Below are 25,310 nucleotides of genomic sequence, written 5' to 3' on the forward strand. Positions count from 1 at the left end.
TAACTTACCGACGGGTTACCTACGGTAAGGCGGCGAGGTTACCGTCGGGTCACTTTGGCACTTACACGTGTGAGGAGTGACCTATGAATCCAAGGGGCGCGGAGCACCTTCGAATAGGGCGGCGGCGGGTGACGGGTGGGCACCCGCGCAAGGCCCTGCGTACCACCGCCGTAGGTGCCGTCTCGGCGACCCTGATCGCCGGCACGGCCCTCGGGCTCGCCCCCGCCGCCCAGGCGGCGCCCGCCCCCGTCCGGTTCGTCGACATCACCGGGGACGGCGGCACCGTCCTCAAGGCCAACGTCGTCATGCCCGCGAACGCCGACGCCGCCCGCGCCTACCCGCTCATCGTGCTGCCCACGAGCTGGGGCCTGCCCCAGGTCGAGTATCTCGCCCAGGCCCAGAAACTCGCCGACTCCGGCTATGTCGTGGTCAGTTACAACGTCCGCGGCTTCTGGCAGTCGGGCGGAGAGATAGAAGTAGCAGGTCCACCCGACATAGCCGACGCCTCCAAGGTCATCGACTGGGCCCTCGCGAACACCCCGTCCGACGCACGGCACATCGGCATGGCGGGAGTCTCGTACGGGGCAGGCATCAGCCTGCTCGCCGCCGCGCACGACAAGCGCGTCAAAGCCGTCGCGTCACTCAGCGGCTGGGCCGACCTCATCGACTCGATCTACTCGGGCCGCACCCAGCACTCCCAGGCCGCCGCCCTGCTCAACGGGGCGGGACAGATCACCGGCCGCCCCAGCGCCGAACTCCAGCAGATCTTCAAGGACTTCTTCGCCTCCAACCTCGACAAGGAGCCGGAGCTCGTCGCCTGGGGGAAGAAACGTTCCCCCTCGACCTACGTCGACCAGCTCAACAAGAACGGCGCGGCGATCCTGCTCGCCAACGGCTGGGGCGACACGATCTTCCCGCCCAACCAATACGCCGACTTCTACGAGCAGTTGACCGGCCCGAAGAGGCTGGAGTACCGGCCCGGGGACCACGCCACCGCCGAGGCGACCGGCCTGTTCGGGCTCCCGAACGACGTGTGGACGGACACGAGCCGCTGGTTCGACCACTACCTCAAGGGCGTCGACAACGGCATCGACCGTGAGCAGCCGGTTCAGCTCAAGTCCCGTTCCACGGGCGGCTACGAGGGCTACCCGGACTGGAAGTCGGTCGGTGCGACGCGCAAGAAGATCGCCCTCGCGGGCTCCACCACGATCCGCGCGAACGTCAACTCGGGTGCGGACGGCGGGATCATCTTCCTCTCCAGCATCCTGGACCAGCTCGCCCAGCTGCCGCCGGTGGCGTCGATGCCGCTGCTGCCGCGCCGGTACGCCGCGGTCTGGCAGTCGGAGAAGTACGCGAGCGCCCAACGGGTGCGCGGGACAACGAAATTGCACACAACCCTCACGAGTACCAAGGAGAGCGGCACCCTCGTCGCGTACCTCTACGACGTGGGCCCGCTCGGCCTCGGCAAGCTGGTCAGCAACGCGCCGTACACCTTCCACGGGCAGACGCCCGGCAAGCCGTTCGGCGTCGACCTGGAGTTGTTCTCCACGGCCTACGACGTTCCGGCAGGGCATCGGCTCGCCCTGGTGGTCGACACGGTCGACCCGCTCTACATCGAGCACAACCCGACCGGCGCGCAGCTGACCTTCTCCTCGCCCGCGGCCGACCAGTCGTACGTGTCGGTACCGCTGCGCGAGCAGTGATCTCCGGCTGCTGCCGGGCGGGCCATTGCCCCTCGCTACCGCGTGCCCGGCAGCAGCGTCCCTGGTTCGGCCGGGGTGGTGTCCACGGCCTCTGTCCCCATCACCACGGCAGTGAACGGCATATCGTAGTCGAGGTTCGGCGCGGTCGGCCCGTCGGCCCGGAGCGACTCCGCATCGGATCCGGTCACCGGAGTCAACTCCGTTCCGTGGGCGTGGAGTTGGGACGTGAACGAGAGTGACTGCGGGAGTGTGATCATGATCTCGCTCCCGCGCTCAGTGCTTGAGGATCTTTGAGAGGAAGTCCTTGGCGCGGTCGCTGCGCGGGTTGGTGAAGAACTCCTCGGGGGTGCGGTCCTCGACGATGCGGCCGTCGGACATGAAGACGACGCGGTTCGCGGCCGAGCGGGCGAAGCCCATCTCGTGGGTGACGACCACCATGGTCATGCCCTCGCTCGCGAGCTGCTGCATGACCTCCAGGACCTCGTTGATCATCTCCGGGTCGAGTGCCGAGGTCGGCTCGTCGAAGAGGAGCGCCTTGGGATCCATGGCGAGTGCGCGGGCGATGGCCACGCGCTGCTGCTGGCCGCCGGAGAGCTGGGCCGGGTACTTCGGAGCCTGCGAGACGAGGCCCACGCGGTCGAGGAGTTCGAGCGAGCGCTTGTCGGCCTCGGCCTTCTTGCGGCCACGTACCTTGATCTGACCGAGCGAGACGTTCTGCAGGACCGTCTTGTGCGCGAAGAGGTTGAACGCCTGGAAGACCATCCCGACCTCGGCGCGGAGCATGGCCAGGTCCTTGCCCTCTTCGGGCAGCAGCTTCCCGTCGAGCTTGATCTCCCCGGAACGGATCGTCTCCAGCCTGTTGATGGCCCTGCACAGAGTCGACTTCCCCGACCCCGAAGGGCCGATGACCACGACCACCTCCCCCTTGCCGACGGTGAGGTTGATGTCCTGGAGGACATGCAGCTCCCCGAAGTACTTGTTGACGTCACGCAGCTCGATCAACGGATCGACGGCCATCCTCAGCCCTACCCACTCTCAGCTGTGTCGCGATTCCCGCAAGCTATCCACACAAGAGTGGAGTTAATACCCGACACGCACTTTTCGGGCATTAGCCGTATTTAAGGCGGCAGCTCGGGCCTGAACCCTACGCTTCCGCGACCTCGGCGTACAGCTGCGAGAGTTCGGGGGCGCCGCTGGCCGCCCACTCGTGGCCGACGGCGACCACGTCGAACTCACGGCCGGAGGCCAGTCGTACGACCGGCTGGCCGCCCGGCCAGATCTCCCAGACGGCGCCGGGGACCGTGCGCACGATGACCGTGCCGAGATAGAGGCCGGCGTCGTTGCCCAGCCAGGGCAGGCTCTCCTCGTCGTCGCGCCAGCGCGGCACCAACTGGTCCAGCGCCTCCAACGAGGCCGCGGAGTCGTCGAGTTCGACCCCAGCCTGATGTGCCTGCGAGCGCAGCAGTTCGCACTCGGAGAGCAGTTCGGCCACCCCCTCGCGGTCGCTCTCACTGTCGGAGAAGACCGCGACTCCTCCGGCAGGGCCCCGCTTCTTGCGCCAGTTGCCCAGGAAAGGGATGTTCATACACCCAGCCTGTCATCTCTGTCGCCCGGCGCACCACAGGGCACGCGGAACACCTGTTCCCAGGGAGTTCGCGCCGAGTTCGCGCCCGGATCATTGACGAGTCCCTGCCGCCTCCTTAACTTCACGGTGCACCTGTCACCTCGTCCGTGAACCGTGCCCGAGCGGTTCGTCAGCCGTTGGTCCGTGAGTCGTCAGTGGGAGGAGTCGGTGTGCGCCGACGTGTCTGGGGTACGGCCGTCGTTCTCGCTCTGGTCTCGGCGGTGGTGACGGTTCCCGCGACGACCGCCACGGCCGAGTCGCCCGCGGTGTCGGAGGAGCGCTCATTGCCCTCGGCGCCCGCCAAGGAGCGGCCGTTGCCGCTGGAGCGGCTCTTCGACAACACCGCCGTCAGCGACGACGCGCGGCCCGGGGAGGCGGACTTCGACGGCTCGGGCGGCTCTCTTTCGGCGCAGGACCTGACCGCCGCGGGCTGGACGCCCGGGCGCTCGCTGACGGTCCAGGGCGCCCGGCTGGCCTGGCCCCGCGGGGCCGCGGGCGAGCCCGACAACGTACGCGCCGACGGCCAGTCCGTACGGGTCGGCGGCCGCGGTGACGCGCTCGCCTTCCTGGTGGCGGGCACGGGTGTCGGCGAGGAGAGCGGCACTGGGGTCGTGCGGTACACGAACGGCTCGCGCTCCTCGTACCGGCTGACCGCGTCCGACTGGCGCGGCGGCCCGCTCGCCACCAAGGCCGTGGCGCTGCCGCACATCAACACGCCCGGCGGCCAACTCGCCGAGAAGGCACGGCTGTACGTCGTGACCGTGCCGCTCGTCCGAGGGCGCGAGGTGGCCTCGGTGGAACTGCCGCGCAACACCGACCTCCATGTGTTCGCACTCTCGGTGCGCGCCGACTCCCGTGGCTGGACCGGGAGTTGGGGCGCGTCTGCCTCCGGCTACACGGCGGTCGGGCCGTGGACGGACCGGACTCTGCGGCTCGTGGTGCACACCTCGGCGGGCGGGCCGCGGGTACGGATCCGGCTCGACAACACCTTCGCGGACGCGCCCGTACGGATCGGCAGCGCGACGGTGGCGGTGCAGGCGTCCGGCGCGAGTCCGCGGAGCGCGCCCGTGCCGCTGTCGTTCCGGGGTGCGTCGGGCACCGAGATCCCGGCGGGAGCACAGGCGTTCAGCGATCCGCTGGCCTTCGACGTGCCCGCGGACGCCAATCTGCTCGTGAGCTTCCATCTGCCCGGGACGGTGACGGCGGCACCCGTGCACAGCCTGGCCGTCCAGACGTCGTACGTCAGCACACCGGGTGACCATGCCGGGGACGGGGGCCCGGACGCGTACACCTCGACGATCACCACCTGGCCGCTGCTGACCGGTGTCGACGTGGGCGGCGGGCCCGGTTCCGTCGTGCTGCTCGGCGACTCGATCACGGACGGCGAGAAGTCCACGCGGGACGCGAACCGGCGCTGGCCCGATGTGCTCGCCGGGCGCCTGCTGAAGCAGAGTGTGGTCCCGCGCTATGGGGTCCTCAACCATGGGATCTCGGCGAACCGTGTGGTGAGCGACCGCTACACCGGCGACGGTGTCTCCACGGACACGGGTGGTGTGAGCGCGCTGCACCGCCTGGACCGGGACGTCCTCGCCCAGACGTCGGCGCGTACCGTCGTCGTCTTCCAGGGGGTCAACGACGTCCGCTGGGGAGCGAGTGCGGAGCAGGTCGTGGCCGGGCTGGTGGAGATCGCCGAACGGGCCCGTGCGCGGGGGCTGAGGGTGCTCGTGGCGACGATCGCGCCGTGCGAGGGGGAGGCTCGGTGTACGGCCGTAGTGGACGCCGAGCGCGTAGCCGTGAACCAGTGGATCCGGGACAGGGCCGGGTCCGGGTCCGGTTTCGACGGGGTGCTCGACTTCGATGTGGTGTTGCGGGACCCGGAGCGTCCGGCGCGGCTGCTCCCCGCCTATGACAGCGGGGATCACCTGCATCCGGGGGAAGCGGGGCTCGCTGCGCTGGCCGAGTCGGTGGACCTCAGGTTGTTGTAGGCGCGGGCTCCTCCTGATGAGGCGTACCTCGGGTGCGGGCCTGCTGTGGCTGATCGCGCCGTTCCCCGCGCCCCTGAAGGGGCTACACGTCCAGGTCGACGACCACCGGGGCGTGGTCCGAGGCGCCCTTGCCCTTGCGTTCCTCTCGGTCCACGTAGGAGTCGGTCACGGCCTTGGCGAACGGCTCGTTGCCGTAGACGAGGTCGATGCGCATGCCGCGGTTCTTGGGGAAGGCGAGCTGGCGGTAGTCCCAGTACGTGTACGGGTGGTCGTACTTGAGGGGGCGCGGGACCACGTCCGCGAGGCCGGCCTCGCGCAGGGAGGCGAGGGCGGCGCGCTCGGCCGGGGTGACGTGGGTGAGGCCCTCGAAGGCGGCCACGTCGTAGACGTCGTCGTCCGTCGGTGCCACGTTGTAGTCGCCCAGCACCGCGAACGGGCGGCTGCCGGCCGCGTCGCCCGCGACCGCGGCCTTCAGGGCCTCGAACCACTGGAGCTTGTACGCGTAGTGCGCGTGGTCCACCTCGCGGCCGTTCGGCACGTAGACCGACCAGACACGGACCGGGCCGCAGGTCGCGGAGACCGCTCGGGGCTCCTCGGCGCCGTCGTATCCGGGGTCGCCGGGCAGGCCCTTGACGACGTCTTCGAGGCCTACGCGGGAGATCACCGCCACGCCGTTCCACCGGCCGGTCGCGTGGACCGCCGCCTCGTAGCCCAGCTCGCGCAGCTCGGTGACCGGGAACTTCTCGGCGGCGACCTTGGCCTCCTGGAGGCACAGCACGTCCGTGCCGCTGCTCTCCAGCCAGGCCAGGAGCCTCGGGAGACGGGCGGTGATCGAGTTCACGTTCCAGGTGGCGATACGCATGCCACACAACCTACCGGGCGCCTCTGACACTCAGAGTTCGGCGGTCTCCCCCGGGGCCAGCCGCAGGTGCTCGGAGCCGCCCAGGGCGCCGATCTGGCGGCCGTAGATGGGCAGCGCGAGGTCGGTGAGCAGGGCGTCGTGGATGTCGTACGCGCGCTGCGGCTTGACCTCGCGAACGTAGTCGATGACCTCGGAGATCTTGTTCCAGGGGGCCATGACCGGGAGCATCAGCGTCTCGACCGGGTGGTCGGGGACGGTGAGGGCGTCGCCTGGGTGGAAGACGCGGCCGCCGTCGACGAGGTAGCCGACGTTCGTGATGCGCGGGATGTCCGGGTGGATCACGGCGTGCAGTTCGCCGTGCACCCGCACGTCGAAGCCCGCGGCGGTGAACGTGTCGCCGTGGCCGACGGTGTGCACCCGGCCCGGGAACGCGGCCGAGAGCTGGTCGGCGACGGACTTCAGGGTCCAGATCTCCGCGCCCGGGTTGGCCTCCAGACCGGCGCGCAGGTGCCCCTCGCTGAAGTGGTCGGGGTGCTCGTGCGTGACGAGGATCGCGTCCACGCCGACCGCGGCGTCCTCCTCGCTGAAGACGCCGGGATCGATGACGAGCGTGCGGCCGTCCTTCTCCAGGCGGACGCAGGCGTGCGACTTCTTGGTGAGCTTCATGGTTCCCATCCTGCCTCCGGGCGGGGGCGCGGACTCACTTCAGGGGGCGTGCTCCCGGATTCTCACACCTGCTTCTCATCCCGGCGCTCCGCTCCTGGCGCCGGCTTTTCCGGGGCTCGCGCCTCGTACTCACTCCTGCGGAGTGGTCTCCTCGCGGATGACCTGCTGGGCCACCTTGAAGGCGCTGTTGGCGGCCGGTACGCCGCAGTAGACGGCCGCCTGGAGGAGCACCTCCTTGATCTCGACCGGGGTGAGGCCGTTGCGGAGGGCGGCCCGGGTGTGGAAGGCGAGTTCGTCGAGGTGGCCGCCCGCTACCAGGGCGGTGAGCGTGACGCAGCTGCGCGAGCGCCGGTCGAGGCCGGGCCGGTCCCAGATCTCGCCCCAGGCGTAGCGGGTGATGAACTCCTGGAAGTCCCCGGAGAACTCGTCCGCCTGGGCCATCGCGCGGTCCACGTGCGCGTCCCCGAGGACCTCCCGGCGGACCTTGATGCCCGCGTCGTACGGGTCGGGTCTGCCCAGGACCGCCTCGGGCTGCGCGGCGGGGGCGATCTCGGCGACGGGCGACATCTGCTGCGGCGCGGCCACGACCGGGCTCGCCTGCGGCACCACGACCGCCATCTGCCCGGTGGACGAGTCGTAGGCGGGCTGCTGCCAGGCCGTGGAGAAGTGCCGTACGAGAAGGTCCGTGACCGCGGCGGGCTGTTCCACGGGGACCAGGTGCGAGGCGCCGGGTACGACGGCGAGGCGGGCGTCCGGTATGCCGGCGACCAGGGTGCGAGCCTCGGCGGGGCCGGTGACCTGGTCGTCGGAGCCGACCAGGACGAGCGTCGGCACCCCGATACGGCCCAGCTCGGCATGGATGTCGAACGAGGCGAGCGCCTCGCACGCGGCGATGTAGCAGCCCGGGTCCGTGGTGCGCACCATCTGCACGGCCCACTCGGTGATCGCGGGCTGCGCAGCGGCGAAGCCCTGGGTGAACCAGCGCTCCGGGGACGTCCGCGCGATCGGGTCCAGGCCGTTCGTCCGTACGATCACGCCGCGCTGCCGGAATTCGTCGGCCGTGCCGAAGCGTGGCGAGGCCGCGATCAGCGTGAGCGAGGCGAGGCGCTCCGGGTGGCGCAGCGCGAGCTCGGCTCCGACGGCACCGCCGAGCGCGCAGCCCGCGTACCCGAACCGCTGGACGCCGAGCCCGTCGAGCGTGGCGAGCAGCCGCTCGGCGAGCTCGGTGACGGAACCGGCCGGGTAGGCGGGCGCGCCGCCGTGGCCCGGCAGGTCGAAGCGGAAGACCCGCCATTGCTTGGCCAGCTCCGGGACCTGCCGGTCCCACATGTGCCAGGTCGTACCGAGCGAGGGACCGAGGATGAGCACGGGGGCGTCTTCCGGGCCGTCGAAGCGGTACTGGAGGGCTGGGGACTTCATCTCACTCACCGCTCCACGCTAACTTCCGCACCTGTGGTCACGGAAACGAGCCCGATTTGTCCACGCGGCCTGCACCTTGCCGCCACATGTCGCACGGCGGGCCGGAGGGCAGGTCAGCGGAGCGTTACCGCCCTCCGGTGCCTCGGAAAAAAAGTTGGCGGCTGACGAACGGGGCGCGCTCACAGATCGGTCGGGGAGCCCAGGCCCGTGAGGGCACCGACCGGGTCCAGGTCGGGGGTGCCCCTGGGCCACCAGTCGTCGTGGCCCGGCTCCGACTCGTAGGCGTACCAGAGGCCGTCGTGGCCCAGCCGGAGCTGTATGTGGCCGCGGGGGTGGGTGAGGTGGTTGTGCCAGGGGCGGAAGGCCGGGAAGTCGGCGGCCAGGAGGAGCGGGCGGGCCCGGTCGAAGCGGCCCGCCGGCGGGTCCCAGGGTTCTTCGAGGACGGCGAGCCCTTCCAGTCCGCCCTGCCGCCAGGCGGCGACCGCCCGTGCCAGCTCCGCCGGGGTGCGGCCGGCGGCGGTGGCCAGGGACGCGTACAGGGCGCGGGTCGTGGCGGTGAGGCCGGAGCCGGGGCGGGTGGCCGCGAGGCGGACGGCGTCCTGCCAGAGGGTCAGCTCCGCCACGGGGTCACGGCCCGTCGTGAGCAACGCGTGCGCGCGGGCCGCCGCGTCGGTGGCCAGCTGGTCCAGTGCGAACGGGTCCGGCCCGCCCGGCGACGCCGGGTAGACCGGGGGCTGCTCGGGGTGCGCGGGCGGCGGCAGCGGGGCCGGGAGCGGCGGCAGTGTGCGGGCCGCGAGGGCGTCAGTGGCTCGTACGCCGGGAAGTGCCGGTTCCCGCTCGGCGCGGGCCGAGCGTGCAGCCAGGGTGGCGCTGCGGCGGGACAGCGCGTCCAGCAGCTCGCGTTCGCCCCGGCCGCGCGACAGGAGGAGGACGAAGGGGTCCTCGTCCAGCAGCCGTGCCGTCTGGTAGCAGAGCGCGGCCGCGTGTTTGCAGGGGTGGCCGGAGTCGGGGCAACTGCACTGCGGTACGAGGTCGCCGGGGCCGGGGAGCAGGCCCACTCCGCTGTCGGCGAGTGACTGGGGCAGGTCCTTGTCGAGCAACGCCGCGATGTGCCCGGGCCGTTCGGCCGCGGCGTCGAGGAACCGCTCCCAGTCTTCGTCCGAGAGCGTACGCATCCGGATCTGCACGCGGTACGGCCGCGGTCGGCTGCCGTGCACGTAGGCGAGTACGAGCCCGGGCGTGACGGTGATGGCATCCACGTGCCCCGCCCGCGCGTACGCCTTCCCCCTCCCGAGCCGTGCCGCGTCCAACGCCACCTCCTCCAACGCGGCCACCCACGCGTTGCCCCACCACGTCTCGGCGAATCCGTCCGCACCCTGCGGCCGTGCGGGCAGCGCGGGGAAGGTCCGCCGCAGTTCGCCGTCACGACCCGGGGCGGCCATGGAGCGCGCGGGCACCGCGAGACGGGGCTGTTCGAGAGTGGCGGGAGTGGAGTGGAGGGCGGCGGGGCCGGCGGGGGTCGCATCGGAGTCGGGGGCAGAGGTGGGGGCGGCGCCTGGGTGGCGTTCGGGGGTGGTGCTGGAGTCGGGATCGGCGTGAGAGCCACGGGCTGCCCTGGCCATGGCGGTCCGCACGGTGTCGGCGATCGAACCATCGCGGGGCGCTGCGGCGGCGTCGGAGGAAGGCGCGGGCGTGGGCATTGGCGTGGAGGCGGGCTCACGCTTGGGCCCACGCCCAAGCCCATGCCCCGGCTCCGACTCCGGCTCGGTGGACGGCGGCTGGTCGTCGACGGAGGCCTGGGCGCTGTCGGGCGCCACGGCGGTGTCCGTGTCCGTGGGCCCTGTGGCGGCTGGGGTCGGCCGACCGGCGGGCCAGCCTTCGGGCCAGTCTCCGGGGGCGCGAACCGCCGCCGGAGGTGTGGTGCCCGGCGCGCTGTCGGGTCGCGCCGGTCCGTCTTCGGACTCCCTTTCCAGCCGGGCCGTCAGGTCGAAGGCGTCGCCCAACCGGTCGGCCAGCTCCCGGACCTGGGCCGCCGCGCGTCGGTTCGCCGCGGTCGGGCGGGGCGTGGAGGTACTGGACTCGGCACCGCCCCGCCGCCTCCGGCCCTCGACTCCCTTGTCCCGGGCGGCAGTTCGCTCCTGCTCCGCCCGGATCCGCGCGGCACGCAACGCCTCGCGGGCCACGTCACCGGGGCGTGGGGTTCCGGAAGCTGCGTCGGATCGCTCGGGCGACGACGACTCGACGTCCGGCTCGGACACCTCGCCGCCACCGGCGTCCGGTACCCCATGCACGTCAGTCGTCCCTTGCGCGTCAGGCACCCCTTGCACATTCGAGGGCCACCGAGTGTCCGGCTCCCCCCGCACACCTGGCGTCATCTGCGCGCCTGGCGTCCCCTGCACACCTGGCTCCCCCCGCACGCCTGGCGCATCCTGCCTGCCCTGCGCCCCCGGCGCCTCCTCCGCACGCGGGGCAGTACCGCCACCCGTGCGACCGGCCGCACGCCGCAGTGCCTCGCGTGCCTTGTCACCGGGCCGGGGCCCTGCCGGCGCGGTCCTCTCGGCGGCTTCCCCTGCCCTTCTGGGCTCCGCCGGGCGCACGTCCGCCTTGGTGGGGTGCCCCTCCCCCACTCCGACGGCCGGCCCGCCGAGCTCCCCCCGCCGCGCCGCCCGCAGCGCCTGCCGAGCGGCGTCGGCGGGCCGGGACTCCCCGACCGGGAGCGCCTCACCGGCCGAGGGCGCCTCACCGGCCGAAGACGCCTCGGTGCCCGGCGAGTCCCCCTGTTCCGCCTGATCCTGCTGTTCCCACTGATCCGGCTGACCCCACTGGTCCGGCTGATCCGTCGAAGACATCACGTCGACCTCCTCAGCGAGACCAGGTCGGACAGCTCACGGTCGGTCAGTTCCGTCAGGGATGCCTCGCCGGAGCCGAGGATCGCGTCGGCCAGTGCTCGCTTGGAGGCGAGCATCTCGGCGATACGGTCCTCGACGGTGCCCTCGGTGATGAGCCTGTGGACCTGGACGGGCTGGGTCTGGCCGATGCGGTAGGCGCGGTCGGTGGCCTGCTCCTCCACGGCCGGGTTCCACCAGCGGTCGAAGTGGACGACATGGCCCGCGCGCGTGAGGTTGAGGCCCGTGCCGGCCGCCCTGAGGGAGAGGACGAGGACCGGCGTCGCCCCGCTCTGGAAACGGTCGACCATGTGCTCGCGCTCCGCCACCGGCGTACCACCGTGAAGGAGTTCGACGGGGACCGCGCGCGCCGCGAGATGGTGGGTGATCAGCTTGGCCATCCCCACGTACTGCGTGAAGACGAGCGCCGAGCCGTCCTCGGCGAGCAGCGTGTCCAACAGCTCGTCCAGGAGGGCGAGTTTGCCGGATCGGGCGGCCTGACGGGCGGCCCCTCCTCCGCCGCCGGGGTGCCCGCCGGTGTCCTCCTTCAGGTACAGCCCGGGGTGGTCGCAGATCTGCTTGAGCGCGGTGAGGAGCTTGAGGACCAGACCGCGCCGGGCGATGCCGTCGGTGGTCTCGATCGCCAGCATCGACTCGCGGACCACGGCCTCGTACAAGGAGGCCTGTTCGCGGGTGAGGGGGACGGGGTGGTCCGTCTCCGTCTTGGGAGGGAGCTCGGGGACGATGCCGGGGTCGGACTTCTTGCGGCGGAGGAGGAAGGGCCTGATCAGCCGTGCTAGGCGGGTCACGGCTTCCTCGTCCTCGCCGTTCTCCACCGCGCGCGCGTGCCGGGCGCGGAAGGACTTCAGCGGACCGAGCAGTCCCGGAGTCGTCCAGTCGAGCAGTGCCCACAGTTCGGAGAGGTTGTTCTCCACGGGGGTGCCGCTCAGGGCGACCCTGGCCGGTGCGCCGATCGTCCGCAGGGCCTTGGCCGTCGCCGAGTACGGGTTCTTGACGTGCTGGGCCTCGTCCGCGACGACCATGCCCCACTTCTGGCGGGAGAGCTGCGGTGCCGTCGACCGCATCGTCCCGTAGGTGGTGAGGACGAATCCGCTGTCCATGTCCTCCAGGGAGCGGCCCGGTCCGTGGTAACGGCGCACGGGCACGCCCGGGGCGAACCGCTCGATCTCCCGCTGCCAGTTGCCGAGCAGCGAGGCGGGGCAGATCACGAGGGTCGGCTCGGTGCGCGCCCGCTTCAGGTGCAGCGCGATGAGGGTGACGGTCTTGCCGAGCCCCATGTCGTCGGCGAGGCAGCCGCCGAGGCCGAGCGAGGTCATGAGGTCGAGCCAGGCCAGTCCGCGGAGTTGGTAGTCCCGGAGGGTGGCCTTCAGGGCGGGCGGCGGTTCGGCGGGCCGCAGTCCGGCCGTCAGCCGGTCGCGCAGTGCGGCCAGCGCGCCGACCGGCACCGCCTCGACCGTCTCGCCGTCGACCTCCGCGCTGCCGGTGAGGGCCACGGAGAGGGCGTCGACCGGGTCGAGCAGACCCAGTTCGCGCTTGCGCGCCTTGCGGACGAGGGCCGGGTCGACGAGTACCCACTGGTCCCGCAGCCGCACGACAGGACGGTGTGCCTCGGCGAGCGCGTCCATCTCGGCCTCGGAAAGGGGGTCGCCGCCGAGCGCCAACTGCCAGCGGAACTGGAGCAGTTCCTCGCTCTCGAAGAAGCCCGTGCCGTCCGTGGCCGAGCCTGGCGCGGAACGGACGACCGCCGCCGCGCTCAGGTCCTGGGCGAGGTCGCGGGGCCAGTGCACGGCGACCCCGGCCGCGCCGAGGCGGGTCGCGGCGACGCCGAGCAGGTCGGACAACTCGTCCTCGGACAGCGCGAGCACGTCCGGCACGTCCCGTGCGGACAGCCGGTCGAGAGGCGGCCAGACGCGGGCCGCGCGGCGCACGGCCAGAGCGGCGTCGACACGGGCACGCGGTCCGAACGCCGTGTCGGCGGCGCCCGCCCACAGGGCCGCGGCGTCGACCACGAGGGTGGGGTCGGCGAGGCTGTGCACCTGGACGACGGCCGCGCCCGCGCGCCGCGCGCCCTCGCTGTCGTCGAAGAGCTCGTACGCGGACAGGTCCAGGCGCAGCGAGATCCGCACCCCCGCGTCCATGCCCGCGGCGACCTCCGCCGCCCAGTCCTGGGCGCCCCGCAGCCGCTGGGGCCCGGCGGCCGCGAAGGGTTTCCCGGTGGCGTACGGTGCGGCCGCGGTGCGGGGCAGTGCGTCGGCGACCGCGTCCACGAAGGCGCGCATCAGCGCTTCCCGGTCGGGCAGCTGGAGCGGGCCCCGGCCCGGCAGGGGTACGGCGTGTCCCTCGTACGGAAGGGACGCTGCCACCGCCCTCAGGTGGGCGATGTCGTCCGGGTCAAGAGGGCCGGCCCGCCAAGCGTCGAATCCGTCGGGCGTGAGGCCGGGCAGCAGTCGGCCGCGCGCGACGAGGCGCAGGGCGTGCAGCGCGGCGGCGCCCCAGCAGGCCGTGGCAGGATGCGCTGCGGGGTCCCGCCGAGCCCGTACGAGCAACGGCAGCGCTTCGACGACCGGCAACGTCAGCGCGGGCACCGATGCCCGTCGTACGCCCGAGCCGTGCCTCCGTACGACCGTGAGTTCCGTATCGGGGCCCGGGAGCGGTGCGTCCCCCTCCGGGTCCCAGAAGGCGATCCGGCCGTCGCGTGGCAGGGCGGCGGGCAGGAAGACGGCGGCCAGCCGCACGGACACCCCGGGCTCGGTGCCGACAGCGGCACGCGTCTCCGCCACGCTCATGCTCCCGGCCACCTCCCTCGCCCCGGTCCGGCCCGCCCTGGTCGGATCACTCGTCTTCGACTCTACGGGCCGGGTCTGACAGTGCGGCTCGGCGGCGGAACGGGGAGGGTCAGGGTGTCGTTCTGGAGACCACGTAGACCATGGGGTGGCCGGGCTTCGCCCAGTCCACGACGATGTCCTGGGTGGGCGTCGGGTTCTTGTGCGCGTGGGTGAGACCCGACCAGGGGCCGGGGCCGGTGAACTCCCAGCCGACGACCCGCCGGTCGCGGGCGCCGATGGCGATGTCGTGCTTCTTCAGGGCGGCACGGCTGGTGCCGATCGTCTTGAGGAACTTGTCCAGGCCCTCGTCGCTGGTGAGGAACTGGACGTAGAGACGGCTGGTCTTCCAGTTGTTCGTCTCGTAGTACGCGACCTCGGCCGAGGCCCCCGGGATGGGGATCCGGTAGAGGCGGCGCTGGACGCGTGAGGGCCAGCCCGGGGTGAGGCCGGTCGCCGAGTACTTCTCCTCCTTGTCCTTGCCGCTGTCGCGGCTCTGGTTGGCGGAGATCACCAGGTAGCCGGCCGGGACACCGATGAGCAGCACGATGATCAGCAGTGTCAGGGCGCGGCGGCGGATCATGTGGCCGCGGTCCTCGGCCGGCCGCGGTGGCTCGTCCGGGGGCGAGGCCTGGCGCGGCAGCGAGGCCGTCACAGTGAGTCCTGTGCGGAGCGGCGCGACTCGGCGTAGCGCTCGTACCGCTCGTAGCGCTCCACGCGGCGCCGGTTGGCGCGCCGGAAGCGGCGCGCGACGAGCCGGGCGAGGTCCGCGGCGCCGACCATGCCGGCCTCGGGGCCGAGCTGGGCGCGTGCGATCCGGGCCTCGGGGCGGTAGCCGCGGCCGGTCAGGTGCCTGCGGAAGGCGTCGCGGGCCGGGCCGATCAGCAGGTCGTCGGCCGCGCTGACGCCGCCGCCGATGACGAAGCACGAGGGGTCGAGGGCGGCCGCGAGGTTCGCGATGCCGACGCCGAGCCACTGGCCGATGTCCTGGAGGAGCTCGATGCACATGGCGTCGCCCTCGCGGGCCAGCTCGGTGATCATCGGGCCGGTGATCTCGGAGATGTCGCCCTTGACGTGCTCGATGATCCCGTACGCCACCGGGGAGTCGGCGGCGGCGAGTTCGCGGGCCTCGCGGACCAGCGCGTTGCCGGAGCTGTACTGCTCCCAGCAGCCGCGGTTGCCGCAGGGGCAGCGGTGGCCGCCGGGCACGACCTGCATATGGCCGAACTCGCCGGCGACGCCGAACTTGCCGCGCTTGACCTGGCCGTCCTCCAGGATCGCGCCGCCGATTCCGGTGCCCAGCGTGATCATGACGAGGTGGTCCTCGCCGCGGCCGGCGCCGAAGCGCCACTCGGCCCAGGCGGCGGTGTTGGCGTCGTTGTCCACCAGGACGGGCACGGCGAGACGGCCCGAGATGCGGTCCCGCAGGGGCTCGTTGCGCCACGACAGGTGGGGCGCGAACAGGACCCGGTTGCGGTCCGCGTCGACCCAGCCGGCCGCGCCGATGCCGACCGCGTGCACGTCGTGCCGGTCGGAGAGGTCCAGGACCAGCTCGACGATGGTGTCCTCGACGACCCTGGGGCTCTTGGACTTGTCGGGGGTCTCGGTGCGGACCTTCTCCAGGATGTTGCCGTCCGCGTCGACGACTCCCGCCATCACCTTCGTACCGCCGATGTCGATGCCGACGGTGGGGACGCGCGGCGCCGTCAGGTGTGAACGGCGCTCGCGTGTTCCCACGGTGCGCAGGACGGTGGCCCGGCGCGAGCCGATGGGGGCGCCCGCGGCTCTGGCGGAGCCGAGCGCCCTGGGGAGTGCGAGGTCGCGGTAGGTGCTCATCGCGCCGATTCTGCCGCACGTGGGGGTTTGGCCGCACGGCGGCGTCCCTCGCGGCGCCTGGGGCCGCCCCCGGGAAGCCACGGTCGTCCGTGAGCCGCGCGTTCGTCGTGGCTGGTCGCGCAGTTCCCCGCGCCCCTGAAGGGGGAGCCCTAGTGTGCGGGGTTCTCCAGCTCGTGGCGCAGGTCGTCCAGCTCGCTGCCGCCCGCCATCTGGCGGGTCAGTTCGTCCAGGGTGATCTCGTCGCGTGTGTGGCTGCCGGTCATCGTGCCGCGCTTGAGGAGGACGAAACGGTTGCCCACCAGGTAGGCGTGATGGGGGTTGTGGGTGATCAGGACAACGCCCAGGCCCGCGTCGCGTGCGGCGGCCACATATTTGAGGACCATGCCGGACTGCTTCACACCGAGGGCGGCGGTGGGCTCGTCGAGGACGAGGACCTTGGCGCCGAAGTGGACGGCGCGGGCGATGGCCACGCACTGGCGCTCGCCGCCCGAGAGGGTGCCGATGGGCTGGTCGACGTCGCGCAGGTCGATGCCCATGCGCAGGAGTTCCGCGTGGGTCGTCCTGCGCATGAGGTCGACGTCCAGACGCTTGAAGGGGCCCCTGCCCTTCCGCGGCTCGGAGCCGAGGAAGAAGTTGCGCCAGACCGGCATCAGGGGCACCACGGCGAGGTCCTGGTAGACCGTGGCGATCCCGCGGTCGAGGGCCTCGCGCGGGGACGCCGGGCGGGCGTCCTCGCCCTCGATGCGGAAGGTGCCGGCGTCGTGCTGGTGCAGCCCCGCGATGATCTTGATCAGGGTCGACTTGCCGGCGCCGTTGTCACCGAGGACACAGGTGATCTCCCCCGCGTGGACCTCCAGTGAGACACCCTCCAGTGCGCGGACGTTGCCGTAGTACTTACTGACGTCGTCGAGCTCGACGAGGGCCGTACGCGCGATGGTGCGCGTCGCCCCGGCGGCCCGGGTCGCCCCGGTGGCCGTCGTCGTCCCGCCGGCCGCCGTCGTCCCGGTCGTCCGCGTCATTTGGTGGCCTCCGCACGCTTGCGGACCCAGGCGTTCAGCAGGGTCGCGAGGAGCAGCATCGCTCCGAGGAAGAACTTGAACCAGTCGGGGTTCCACTCCGCGAACACGATGCCCTTGTCGGTCATGCCGAAGATCAGCGCGCCGACCGCCGAGCCGATGGCGGAGCCGTGGCCGCCGGTGATCAGACAGCCGCCGATGACGGCCGCGATGATGTACGTCAGCTCCTTGCCGACGCCCTCTCCGGACTGGACGACGTCGAAGGAGAAGAGCAGGTGCTGTCCGGCGATCCAGGCGGCGAGGGAGACCCCCGTGTAGAGGCCGATTCTGGTCCTGTCGACCGGGACGCCGACCGCGCGGGCCGCGTCTTTTCCGCCACCGACGGCGAAGATCCAGTTGCCGACGCGGGTGCGCAGCAGGATCCAGGAGGCGAGGGCCACCAGGGCGAGCCACCACAGGATGGTGATCTTGAAGTCGACGCCGCCGACCGTGAGGACCGAGGCGAAGACGGCCCTGGCGGACGCGAAGCCCTCCATGTCGGCGATCGTCTTCGTGGAGACCGTGCCGCTGATGAGCTTGGTGAAGCCGAGGTTCATCCCGGTCAGCATCAGGAAGGTGCCGAGCGTGATGATGAAACTGGGCAGCCCGGTGCGGGTCAGCATGAAGCCGTTGAAGAAGCCGACCGCGAGGGTGACCAGGAGCGAGACGCCGACGCCGACCCAGACGTTCGCGGTCATCCGGTAGCTGAACATCGAGGAGATCAGCGCGGACGACGTCACCATCACGCCCGCGGACAGGTCGAACTCGCCGCCGATCATCAGCAGCGCCACGGGCACCGCCATGATGCCGATCGTGGAGGCCGCGTACAGGACGGTGCTCAGCCCGGCCGCCCCTACGAAGCTGTCGGCGACCAGCGCGAAGAACAGGAAGACGGCGAGCGCACCGACCACCGAGCCGAGTTCGGGGCGGCCGAGCAGCCTGCGCAGCGGCGAGGTCCGCAGAAGCCGTTCGTCCACCGTGAGGGCCGTCGCCGTCATCGGGTCCCCCGCTCCGCGTACTGCTCAAGTGCGCCGGCCTGGTCTCTGGTGATGATCTGCGGTCCGGTGAGGACCGGCCTGCCGCCGCCGAGGGTGTCGGCGTTGTACTTGTGCAGCCAGAGCAGGTCCACGGCCTCGTAGCCCTGGAGGTACGGCTGCTGATCGACGGCGAAGCCGAGGGTGTTGTCCTTGAGCGAGGCCGCCACCTTGGCGTTGAGGTCGAAGGTGTCGATCTCGGCCTCGCTGCCCGCGTCCTGCCGGGCCTTCACGGCGGTGTCGGCATAGGGGGCGCCGAGGGTGACGACCGCGTCCACGGACCGGTCGGCCTGGAGCTTGGCGCCTATGGAGGCCTGTACGGCGGACATGTCGGTGCCCTCGACGTACAGGTTGCGCACGGTGCCGTCGAAGGTCTTCCCGACACCCGCGCAGCGCTGCTCGTGGCCGACGTTGCCCTGTTCGTGGAGTACGCAGAGGGTCTTCTTCCGGCCACGGCGGTTCAGCTCCTCACCGACGGCCTCGCCGGCGATCGTCTCGTCCTGACCGATGTGGGTGAGCGCGCCAAACGCCTTGGACGCCGCGGAGCCGGAGTTCACGGTGATCACGGGTATGCCGGCCTTCGCGGCGCGCGCGAGGGCGCCCTTCATGGCGTCGGGCTTGGCGAGCGTGACGATGACGCCGTCGACGCCCTTGTCCACGGCTGCGTCCACGAGCTGCGCCTGCTGCTGGGCCTCGTCGTCGTGCGAGTACAGGAACTTGATGTTGTCCTTGACCGCTGCCTGCTCGGCACCGTTCTGGACGATGTCCCAGAACGTGTCGCCGTCACCCGAGTGGGTGATCATCGCGAAAGTCCAGCGAGGCGTGTCCACCGCGGCCCTGCCCTGGGCGGACGCCGCCTTGCGGGCGTCCTCGGCGCGTTTGCCGCCGGTACTGCTGCACCCGGCCAGGGACGCGCCGAGCGCCCCTGCCACCGCGATGCTCACCCAGGTCCGAAACCGTGCCACGAGGCCGTGCCCTTCTTGCTGCCGATACATGGAGGTACCAAGTATCGGACACGGCGATCACCCATTCGGACGGCGGGTACCGCGCGAGCACATCCCTGCGACCCGGGCGAGGCCGCGGCGCCCGCCGAGTCGTACGAGGTCAGGGGCGTACGAGCAGCTGGAACTCGAAGGAGTAGCGCGAGGCGCGGTACGTGTGGGTGCCGAACTCGACGGCTCGGCCCGTGTCGTCGAAGGTGGTGCGCTGCATCGTGAGCAGCGGGGCCCCCTCGGGCTCGCCGAGACGCTCGGCCTCCACAGCCGTGGCGGCGCGGGCGCCGACGGACTGACGGGCGCTGTGCAAAGTGATGCCCGCGGCGCGCATCAGCCGGTACAGACCGGTGGCCTCCAGCTGCGAGCTGTCCAGGTCGAGGAGACCGGGCGGCATGAAGTTGCAGAGGTACGCCATCGGCTCGCCGTGGGCCAGGCGCAGCCGCTCCACCCTGTGCACGTCGCTGTCCTCGGCAACCGAGAGGGCGGCGGCGACCTCGGCCGAAGCCGGGACGACGGTGTTGACGAGGACACGGGTGGCCGGGCGCTGACCGGCCGCCTCCAGGTCGTCGTAGAGGCTGCTCAGTTCCAGCGGTCGCTTGACCTGGCTGTGTACGACCTGGGTGCCGACGCCTCGACGGCGTACGAGGAGGCCCTTGTCCACCAGTGACTGGATGGCCTGGCGGACCGTGGGCCGGGACAGGCCGAGGCGTCCGGCGAGCTCGATCTCGTTGCCCAGCAGGCTGCCCGGGGTCAGGGCGCCGTGCTCGATCGCGGCTTCGAGCTGCTGGGCGAGCTGGAAGTACAGCGGCACCGGGCTGTTCCGGTCGACGCTGAGCTGGAGCGGCACGGTCGGGTCCACGTCTGGTTTGGGCACGGGGCCGAGCGTAGCTCCGGGGGATGATGACGGGAAGTTGTGAGGTTCGATTGTCCGGACAAAGCGTTGACAGGGTGTAGGGTCCGCCCTCAGTTTGGTCCCATGCGCATCGGACTCATCGGGACGGGTCGAATTGGTACATTCCACGCGACCGCCCTCAGCCGGCACCGCGAGGTCGGCGGCTCTCTCATCGTCACGGACGCGGACACCGCACGCGCCCGTCGGCTCGCGGACCGCTTGGGCGCCACGGCGGCGCCCGGCGTGGACGAGATCTTCACCTGGGGCGTGGACGCCGTGGTCATCACGGCCGCGACCTCGGCCCACGGCGAACTGATCGGTCGGGCAGCACGGGCCGGGCTTCCGGTGTTCTGCGAGAAGCCCATCGCCCTCGACCTGCGGGACACGTTAACGGCCATCACGGAGGTCGAGACTGCCGGAACGATCCTGCAGATGGGGTTCCAGCGGCGTTTCGACTCCGGGTACACGGCCGCGCGGGAGGCGGTGCGCTCCGGCTCGCTCGGGCGGCTGCACACCGTGCGTGCCATGACGTCCGACCAGTCGCCGCCGCCGGTCGCCTACCTGCCGCTGTCCGGCGGGCTGTACCGGGACACGCTGGTGCACGACTTCGACATGCTGCGGTGGGTGACGGGCCGCGAGGTCACCGAGGTGTGTGCGATGGGCTCGGACGCCGGGCCCTCGATGTTCCGCGACGCGGGCGACATCGACACGGCCGCGGCCGTCCTCACGCTGGACGACGGCACGCTCGCCTCGGCGACGGCGACCCGGCTGAACGGCGCCGGATACGACGTCCGCATGGAGCTGGCCGGTGAGCTGGACCAGATCGGGGTCGGGCTCGACGACCGTACGCCGATCGCCTCCACGGAACCGGCCGGGCCGCCTGCCGCGACGAAGCCGTGGACCGGGTTCCTTGAGCGGTTCGGGCCCGCGTACGAGGCGGAGCTGCATGCGTTCGTCGAGGTCGTGCGCGGGGAGCGGGCCAATCCGTGTGACGGGCGTGAGGCGTTGCAGGCGCTGCGGATCGCCGAGGCGTGCGAGTTGTCTCGGCGCGAGCGCCGGACGGTACGCCTTGGGGAGATCGCGGGGGCGCGGGACTGAGGGGTTCTCGCCCCCGCCGCCCCTACCCATTCCCGTCACTACTCGGGGGCCGGCCCCCGAACCCCCGCTCCTCAAACGCCGGAGAGGCTGAGATACCCAGGGGCGCGGGGAACTGCGCACCGGGGGTTCGGGGGCGGAGCCCCTGAGGAAGTGACGGGAATGGGTAGGGGCGGCGGGGGCGAGAATCATCCCCAGCGGAGCGGCAGGCTTCGTACCCCCCGCATCAGCATCCCCGGCAGCCAGCCGCCGGCCGGCCCGTCGAGGGCCAGGTCGGGGCAGCGGTCGAGGAGGGTGCGGAGCGCCACCCGGGCTTCCAGGCGGGCCAGTGGGGCGCCCAGGCAGTAGTGGATGCCGTGGCCGAAGGCGACATGCCCACGGGCGTCGCGCCGGATGTCGAAGCGGTCGGGGGCCGGATAACGGACCCCGTCGCGATCGGCCGCGGTGAGGCCGACCATCACCGCCTCCCCCGCCCCGACGGCCGTACCGGCGATCTCCAGAGGCTCCGCCGCGTACCGGAACGTCGCGTTCTCCACCGGCCCCTCGTAGCGCAGCATCTCCTCCACGGCACCGTCGAGCAACGTCATGTCGGCCCGCAGCGCTGCGAGTTGGCCGGGATGGGTGAGCAGCGCGTGGACGCCCCCGGCGAGGAGGTTGACCGTCGTCTCGTGACCGGCGATGAGCAGTACGAACGCCATGCCGCGCAGTTCCTGCGGCGAGAGCCGGTCGCCGTCCTCGGCGGTCGTCCGGATGAGGCTGCTGAGCAGGTCGTCGGCGGGCCCGGATCTCTGCTTGTACTCGATCAGGTCGTTGAGATACGCGGCGAGCTGGACGAACGCCTCGTACTCGCTCTCCCCGCTGGTCGGCGCGACGGCCTCCGTCGAGAGCGCGCGGAACGCCGCCCGGTCGATCTCCGGCACCCCGAGCAGTTCGCAGATGACGGTGAGGGGCAGCGGGTAGGCGAAGGACTCCACGAAGTCGGCGCGGCCACGCGGCAGCATCTCGTCGAGCAGGGTGTCCGTGATCTCCTGGACGCGCGGCCTGAGCTTCTCCACCCGGCGCCCGGTGAACTCACGGGCGATGAGGGACCGCAGCCGTGTGTGCTGCGGCGGGTCGGCGACCAGCAGGTACTTTCCGATCAGCTGCTCGTCGAGGAACGTCACGCCGATCTTCTGGCCGTCCTTGGCGAGGCGGGGGTCGGCGAGCGCGGCCCGCGCCTCCTCGTACCCGACGATCAGCCAGGTCTCGTGGTGCGCGTCGGGTGCCGGCAGCCGCACCCGGTGGACCGGGCCGAGCGCGCGCAGTTCCGCGTACACCGGATGCGGGTCCTCGGTGAAAGACGGCCCGTACTTCCCCAGATCGATCACGTCCACCATGCGCTTCCCCCTCCGTTCACTCCAACGCCCACGGCCGGCGGCTAGTGCCCGTCCTCCTCCAGGAGTCCGGCGTCGTACGTCAACAGGGCGATCTGCACACGGTTGTTGAGGTCGAGCTTGGCGAGGATGCGGGAGACGTGCGTCTTGACGGTGGCGACGCTCATGAACAGTCCGGTCGCGATCTCGGCGTTCGAACGGCCCTGGCCCACGGCGACGGCCACCTCACGCTCACGGTCGTTGAGCGTGGCGACGCGCGTACGGGCGCTCGTGCGCCGGGTGTCGGCCGAGGTGCCCGCGGCGTGGGCCATCAACTGCCGCGTCACGGTGGGCGAGAGCACGGGATCGCCGGCCGCGACCCGGCGTACCGCGTCGAGGATCTCCGCGGGCGGGGTGTCCTTGAGGACGAAGCCGCCCGCGCCCGCGCGCAGCGCCCGCAGCACCTGGTCGTCGGCGTGAAAGGTGGTCAGGACGATGACCTGCGGGGCGTCCTTGCGACTCCTGAGCCGTTCGGTGGCCGCCAGTCCGTCCACCGTGGGCATACGGATGTCCATGAGGACGACGTCCGGGCGCGTGCGGTCGACCAGCGCCTCGACCTCGCTGCCGTCGGCGGCCTCCCCCACGATCTCGAGGTCGTCGGCGCCGCCCATCATGAAGGAGAGGCCGGCCCTGACCAGTGGGTCGTCGTCGACGAGGAGCAGACGGATCGGAGTCATGGGCTCACCGTAATGACCCTTCTCCGTCCAACCTTCTGCTTTTCCCCAGCTCATTCGCGGAAGTGCCCCCTCACTCGGTCGTCATAGCAGCGCGCCCGGCTCACGCTCCGGCGCGGACCGAGGGTGTGCTCAGCCCCAGGGCAGCCACGCGCTCACCTGGAAGCCGCCGTCCTCCCCGGGCCCGTGCTCGAAGTGCCCGCCCGCGAGCGTGGTCCGTTCGGTGAGGCCGATGAGCCCCTGCCCGGAACCGGGGACATGGGGCACGTCGCCGGGCGGCGGCGGGTTGCGCACGGAGATGGTGAGCCCGTCGCCCGGCACTCCGGCCACCGTGACCGTGACCTCCGAGCCCGGGGCATGCTTACGGGCGTTGGTCAGGCCCTCCTGCGCGATGCGGTAGGCGGTGCGGCCGACGGACGCGGGGACCGTGCCGGCGTCCGTGACGCGGTTGTCCAGCGTGACCTTCATCCCGGCCTCACGGCTCTCGGAGACGAGCCCTTCCAGTGCCCCGAGCGTCGGCTGCGGCCTCCCGGACTCCTCCGGGCCGTCGCCGGAGGCCCGCAGTACACCGATGATCTCCCGCAGATCCTGCAGGGCCTCGTGCGCGCTCTCCCGGATGACCCCGGCGGCTCGCGCCACCTCGGCCTGGGGCGCGTCCGGGCGGAACTCCAGCGCCCCGGCGTGCACGCTGAGCAGGGTCAGCCGATGGGCCAGGACGTCGTGCATCTCGCGCGCGATCGCCTCCCGGGCCAGCCGCTGGGCCTGCTCGGCCCGCAGCGCCGACTCGGTCTCGGCCCGGCGCGCCCGGTCCCGCAGACTCAGCATGAGCTGACGCTTGGACCGTACGAACATCCCCCAGCCGACCAGGGCGCCGGTCAGGAGCCCGGCGAAGGCGAGGGACAAGACATAGGGCAGGTCTGAATCGGGCCGCAGCCAGTAGAAGAGAGGCGTCGCGGCCAGGGAGACGCCGCTCGTCCAGGCGACGTACTTGAAGGGCCGGTGCACCGCGAGCGTGAACAGGGCCACCACGCCCGCGCCGCCCGCGGTGTTCGAGAGGAAGGAGACCGGGACCATCGCCACGGCGAGGCCGAGCGGCCAGCGTCGCCGGAGCCAGACGGCCGCGCAGGCGAGAGCCCCGAGCCACTGGTCGACGACCTCGAGCGGGTACGGCGTGTTCGGCTCCTTGGGCAGCGCGTCCGCTCCGAGAAGGCCGACGGCGACGGCCACCAGGAAGCAGGTGAAGTCGACGATCCAGTCACGCGCGGTGCGCTTAGGGCGTCCCGTCCGGCCGACGCTGTCCGGGTCGAGCTCCGCGGTGATGGCCGACGGCAGAAACCACCGGCGTCCGGGGAGAGGCGGCGGTTTCGGCAGATGCCCGGTGTCACTCACAATCGACAAAACTACGCACCTCCGTCCGCTCGCACCGCCCCCGGCGCCTGATCAACGACCAAAGTCGCGGCACGTCAGACTTTGGGCGCGGCCTCACCGGACCGGTCCGGGACTTCCGTCGGGCATACCTCGCCCCGCGGCCGATGAGAGTGGGGGGTCCGCGGGGCGAGGATCCTTGTATGAAGCAGGTGCTGGAGTTTCTCGGTGTGATCGCCCTCGTTCAGGGCGTGGCGGGCCTGGTCTACGAGTTCACCGGCCGGCTGCGCGGCTGGGGCCTCGTACAACGGCTCGACTTCCTCGACGGCCGCGAGATCTACGGGAGCGTCGCCCTGCTCGTGCTGGCGTTCGCGCTGTTCGCGGCCGCGGAGAGCCGGAAGCCCTGACGAGCAGGGACCGGGCTTCCGGCGAACGGCCCGTGCCGGTCAGCAGCTGTAGTTGACCAGCTTGAACGAGGCGTAGTGGTCGGAGGTGTAGTAGTCCTCCTGGTTCTCCTCGCCGGTGACGATGCGACGCGCACCGCGCGTGGACGAACCGGGCGTGATCACCGTGTACTCGTGGTAGTAGCCGGTGCTCTGCGAGGGCAGGATGCCTTCCCTGTTCTGGAAGACGCTGCCGTCCTGGGAGTAGGGGTAGGGACCGCCCTGCTCGATGAGGTCGAGCGTGTCGTGCGCCTGCGACGGCAGTGAGCCGTAGCAGATGCTGCCGACGGCGGTCACCGCCGCGTTCGCGGGAACCGTGGCGGCGCCGCCGATGAGCAGGGCGGACGTGAGGGCGACCAGAGCGCCGATGCGAGTGATTCGTGGGGGGAATCTCATGCCCTCTAGCATGACGCGCGTAGACCATGGCATGTCAATGTCAAGGACAGTGATTTCGTCCCGCAAGTCGGATGAGTTTTCCGGGAGTTAACGTGCGCCACGAGACCCCCGCACGGGAGCGCCCCG

22 protein-coding genes are annotated in these 25,310 nt (G+C 71.5%); 4 read left to right on the forward strand and 18 right to left on the reverse strand.

The genetic code is table 11. The features are described from left to right. Nucleotides 1-83 precede the first annotated feature (83 nt). Complete coding sequence (locus OG718_RS14720; RefSeq protein ID WP_143641019.1) at nucleotides 84-1,703, forward strand: CocE/NonD family hydrolase; 1,620 nt, start codon at nucleotides 84-86, stop codon at nucleotides 1,701-1,703. Nucleotides 1,704-1,738: 35 nt separating this feature from the next. On the opposite strand, the gene OG718_RS14725 is transcribed toward OG718_RS14720, so the two are convergent. From OG718_RS14725 to OG718_RS14735, 3 genes are all read right to left on the reverse strand, one after another. Then, the gene (locus OG718_RS14725) at nucleotides 1,739-1,960 is read right to left on the reverse strand and encodes a hypothetical protein (RefSeq protein WP_143641020.1); all 222 of its coding nucleotides are present in this window, start codon (nucleotides 1,958-1,960) and stop codon (nucleotides 1,739-1,741) included. A 16-nt stretch (nucleotides 1,961-1,976) separates the two neighbouring features. Then, the gene (locus OG718_RS14730) at nucleotides 1,977-2,720 is read right to left on the reverse strand and encodes an amino acid ABC transporter ATP-binding protein (protein ID WP_055614855.1); all 744 of its coding nucleotides are present in this window, start codon (nucleotides 2,718-2,720) and stop codon (nucleotides 1,977-1,979) included. 127 nt (nucleotides 2,721-2,847) lie between these two features. After that, complete coding sequence (locus OG718_RS14735) at nucleotides 2,848-3,288, reverse strand: DUF6278 family protein (protein WP_143641021.1); 441 nt, start codon at nucleotides 3,286-3,288, stop codon at nucleotides 2,848-2,850. A gap of 209 nt (nucleotides 3,289-3,497) precedes the next feature. Between OG718_RS14735 and OG718_RS14740 the strand changes: the two genes are divergently transcribed. Then, nucleotides 3,498-5,312, forward strand: coding sequence for an SGNH/GDSL hydrolase family protein (locus OG718_RS14740; protein WP_328844331.1), 1,815 nt, complete (start codon nucleotides 3,498-3,500; stop codon nucleotides 5,310-5,312). Nucleotides 5,313-5,394: 82 nt separating this feature from the next. On the opposite strand, the gene OG718_RS14745 is transcribed toward OG718_RS14740, so the two are convergent. From OG718_RS14745 to OG718_RS14795, 11 genes are all read right to left on the reverse strand, one after another. After that, on the reverse strand, nucleotides 5,395-6,174 hold the full coding sequence (locus tag OG718_RS14745) for an exodeoxyribonuclease III (RefSeq protein ID WP_328844332.1): 780 nt from the start codon (nucleotides 6,172-6,174) through the stop codon (nucleotides 5,395-5,397). A 30-nt stretch (nucleotides 6,175-6,204) separates the two neighbouring features. Then, nucleotides 6,205-6,840 carry an MBL fold metallo-hydrolase gene (locus OG718_RS14750; protein ID WP_143641024.1) on the reverse strand — a complete coding sequence of 212 codons (636 nt, stop codon included), beginning with the start codon at nucleotides 6,838-6,840 and terminating at the stop codon, nucleotides 6,205-6,207. Between the two features lie 129 nt (nucleotides 6,841-6,969). After that, nucleotides 6,970-8,259, reverse strand: a complete 1,290-nt coding sequence (gene pcaDC, locus OG718_RS14755) for a bifunctional 3-oxoadipate enol-lactonase/4-carboxymuconolactone decarboxylase PcaDC (RefSeq protein ID WP_186001330.1) — start codon at nucleotides 8,257-8,259, stop codon at nucleotides 6,970-6,972. Between the two features lie 179 nt (nucleotides 8,260-8,438). Then, the gene (locus tag OG718_RS14760; RefSeq protein WP_328844333.1) at nucleotides 8,439-10,550 is read right to left on the reverse strand and encodes an SWIM zinc finger family protein; all 2,112 of its coding nucleotides are present in this window, start codon (nucleotides 10,548-10,550) and stop codon (nucleotides 8,439-8,441) included. Nucleotides 10,551-11,107: 557 nt separating this feature from the next. Then, nucleotides 11,108-13,951 (reverse strand): DEAD/DEAH box helicase, encoded by a 2,844-nt coding sequence (locus tag OG718_RS14765; protein ID WP_143641026.1) that lies wholly within the window; start codon nucleotides 13,949-13,951, stop codon nucleotides 11,108-11,110. Between the two features lie 109 nt (nucleotides 13,952-14,060). Beyond that, a complete protein-coding gene (locus OG718_RS14770) occupies nucleotides 14,061-14,642 on the reverse strand; it encodes a sugar kinase (protein WP_143641027.1) in 582 nt (193 codons plus the stop codon). Beyond that, the gene (locus OG718_RS14775) at nucleotides 14,639-15,823 is read right to left on the reverse strand and encodes an ROK family glucokinase (RefSeq protein WP_143641028.1); all 1,185 of its coding nucleotides are present in this window, start codon (nucleotides 15,821-15,823) and stop codon (nucleotides 14,639-14,641) included. The genes OG718_RS14770 and OG718_RS14775 overlap by 4 nt, the downstream gene beginning before the upstream one ends. 149 nt (nucleotides 15,824-15,972) lie before the next feature. Continuing rightward, complete coding sequence (locus tag OG718_RS14780) at nucleotides 15,973-16,842, reverse strand: ATP-binding cassette domain-containing protein (protein ID WP_260695490.1); 870 nt, start codon at nucleotides 16,840-16,842, stop codon at nucleotides 15,973-15,975. Then, nucleotides 16,839-17,876: an ABC transporter permease gene (locus tag OG718_RS14785; RefSeq protein ID WP_328844334.1), complete on the reverse strand. Its 1,038-nt coding sequence runs from the start codon at nucleotides 17,874-17,876 to the stop codon at nucleotides 16,839-16,841. Before OG718_RS14785 ends, OG718_RS14780 begins: the two co-directional genes overlap by 4 nt. Continuing rightward, on the reverse strand, nucleotides 17,873-18,877 hold the full coding sequence (locus OG718_RS14790) for a sugar ABC transporter substrate-binding protein (RefSeq protein WP_328844335.1): 1,005 nt from the start codon (nucleotides 18,875-18,877) through the stop codon (nucleotides 17,873-17,875). The genes OG718_RS14785 and OG718_RS14790 overlap by 4 nt, the downstream gene beginning before the upstream one ends. A gap of 139 nt (nucleotides 18,878-19,016) precedes the next feature. Further along, on the reverse strand, nucleotides 19,017-19,754 hold the full coding sequence (locus OG718_RS14795; protein ID WP_143641065.1) for a GntR family transcriptional regulator: 738 nt from the start codon (nucleotides 19,752-19,754) through the stop codon (nucleotides 19,017-19,019). Nucleotides 19,755-19,883: 129 nt separating this feature from the next. Between OG718_RS14795 and OG718_RS14800 the strand changes: the two genes are divergently transcribed. Continuing rightward, complete coding sequence (locus tag OG718_RS14800; protein WP_143641031.1) at nucleotides 19,884-20,897, forward strand: Gfo/Idh/MocA family protein; 1,014 nt, start codon at nucleotides 19,884-19,886, stop codon at nucleotides 20,895-20,897. A 185-nt stretch (nucleotides 20,898-21,082) separates the two neighbouring features. Here the strand turns inward: OG718_RS14800 and OG718_RS14805 are convergent, their stop codons facing one another. From OG718_RS14805 to OG718_RS14815, 3 genes are all read right to left on the reverse strand, one after another. Beyond that, nucleotides 21,083-22,270, reverse strand: coding sequence for a cytochrome P450 family protein (locus OG718_RS14805; RefSeq protein WP_328844336.1), 1,188 nt, complete (start codon nucleotides 22,268-22,270; stop codon nucleotides 21,083-21,085). 41 nt (nucleotides 22,271-22,311) lie between these two features. Then, a complete protein-coding gene (locus OG718_RS14810; RefSeq protein WP_143641033.1) occupies nucleotides 22,312-22,983 on the reverse strand; it encodes a response regulator in 672 nt (223 codons plus the stop codon). A 129-nt stretch (nucleotides 22,984-23,112) separates the two neighbouring features. After that, the gene (locus OG718_RS14815) at nucleotides 23,113-24,378 is read right to left on the reverse strand and encodes a sensor histidine kinase (protein WP_306936694.1); all 1,266 of its coding nucleotides are present in this window, start codon (nucleotides 24,376-24,378) and stop codon (nucleotides 23,113-23,115) included. A gap of 170 nt (nucleotides 24,379-24,548) precedes the next feature. On the opposite strand from OG718_RS14815, the gene OG718_RS14820 reads away from it, so the two are divergent. Beyond that, nucleotides 24,549-24,752: a hypothetical protein gene (locus tag OG718_RS14820; protein ID WP_306936695.1), complete on the forward strand. Its 204-nt coding sequence runs from the start codon at nucleotides 24,549-24,551 to the stop codon at nucleotides 24,750-24,752. A 39-nt stretch (nucleotides 24,753-24,791) separates the two neighbouring features. Here the strand turns inward: OG718_RS14820 and OG718_RS14825 are convergent, their stop codons facing one another. After that, entirely contained in the window at nucleotides 24,792-25,184 is a 393-nt protein-coding gene (locus tag OG718_RS14825) for a ribonuclease (RefSeq protein WP_328844338.1), read from the reverse strand. Nucleotides 25,185-25,310: the final 126 nt, after the last annotated feature.

It is taken from the genome of Streptomyces sp. NBC_00258 (genome assembly GCF_036182465.1).
Taxonomy (GTDB): Bacteria; Actinomycetota; Actinomycetes; order Streptomycetales; family Streptomycetaceae; genus Streptomyces.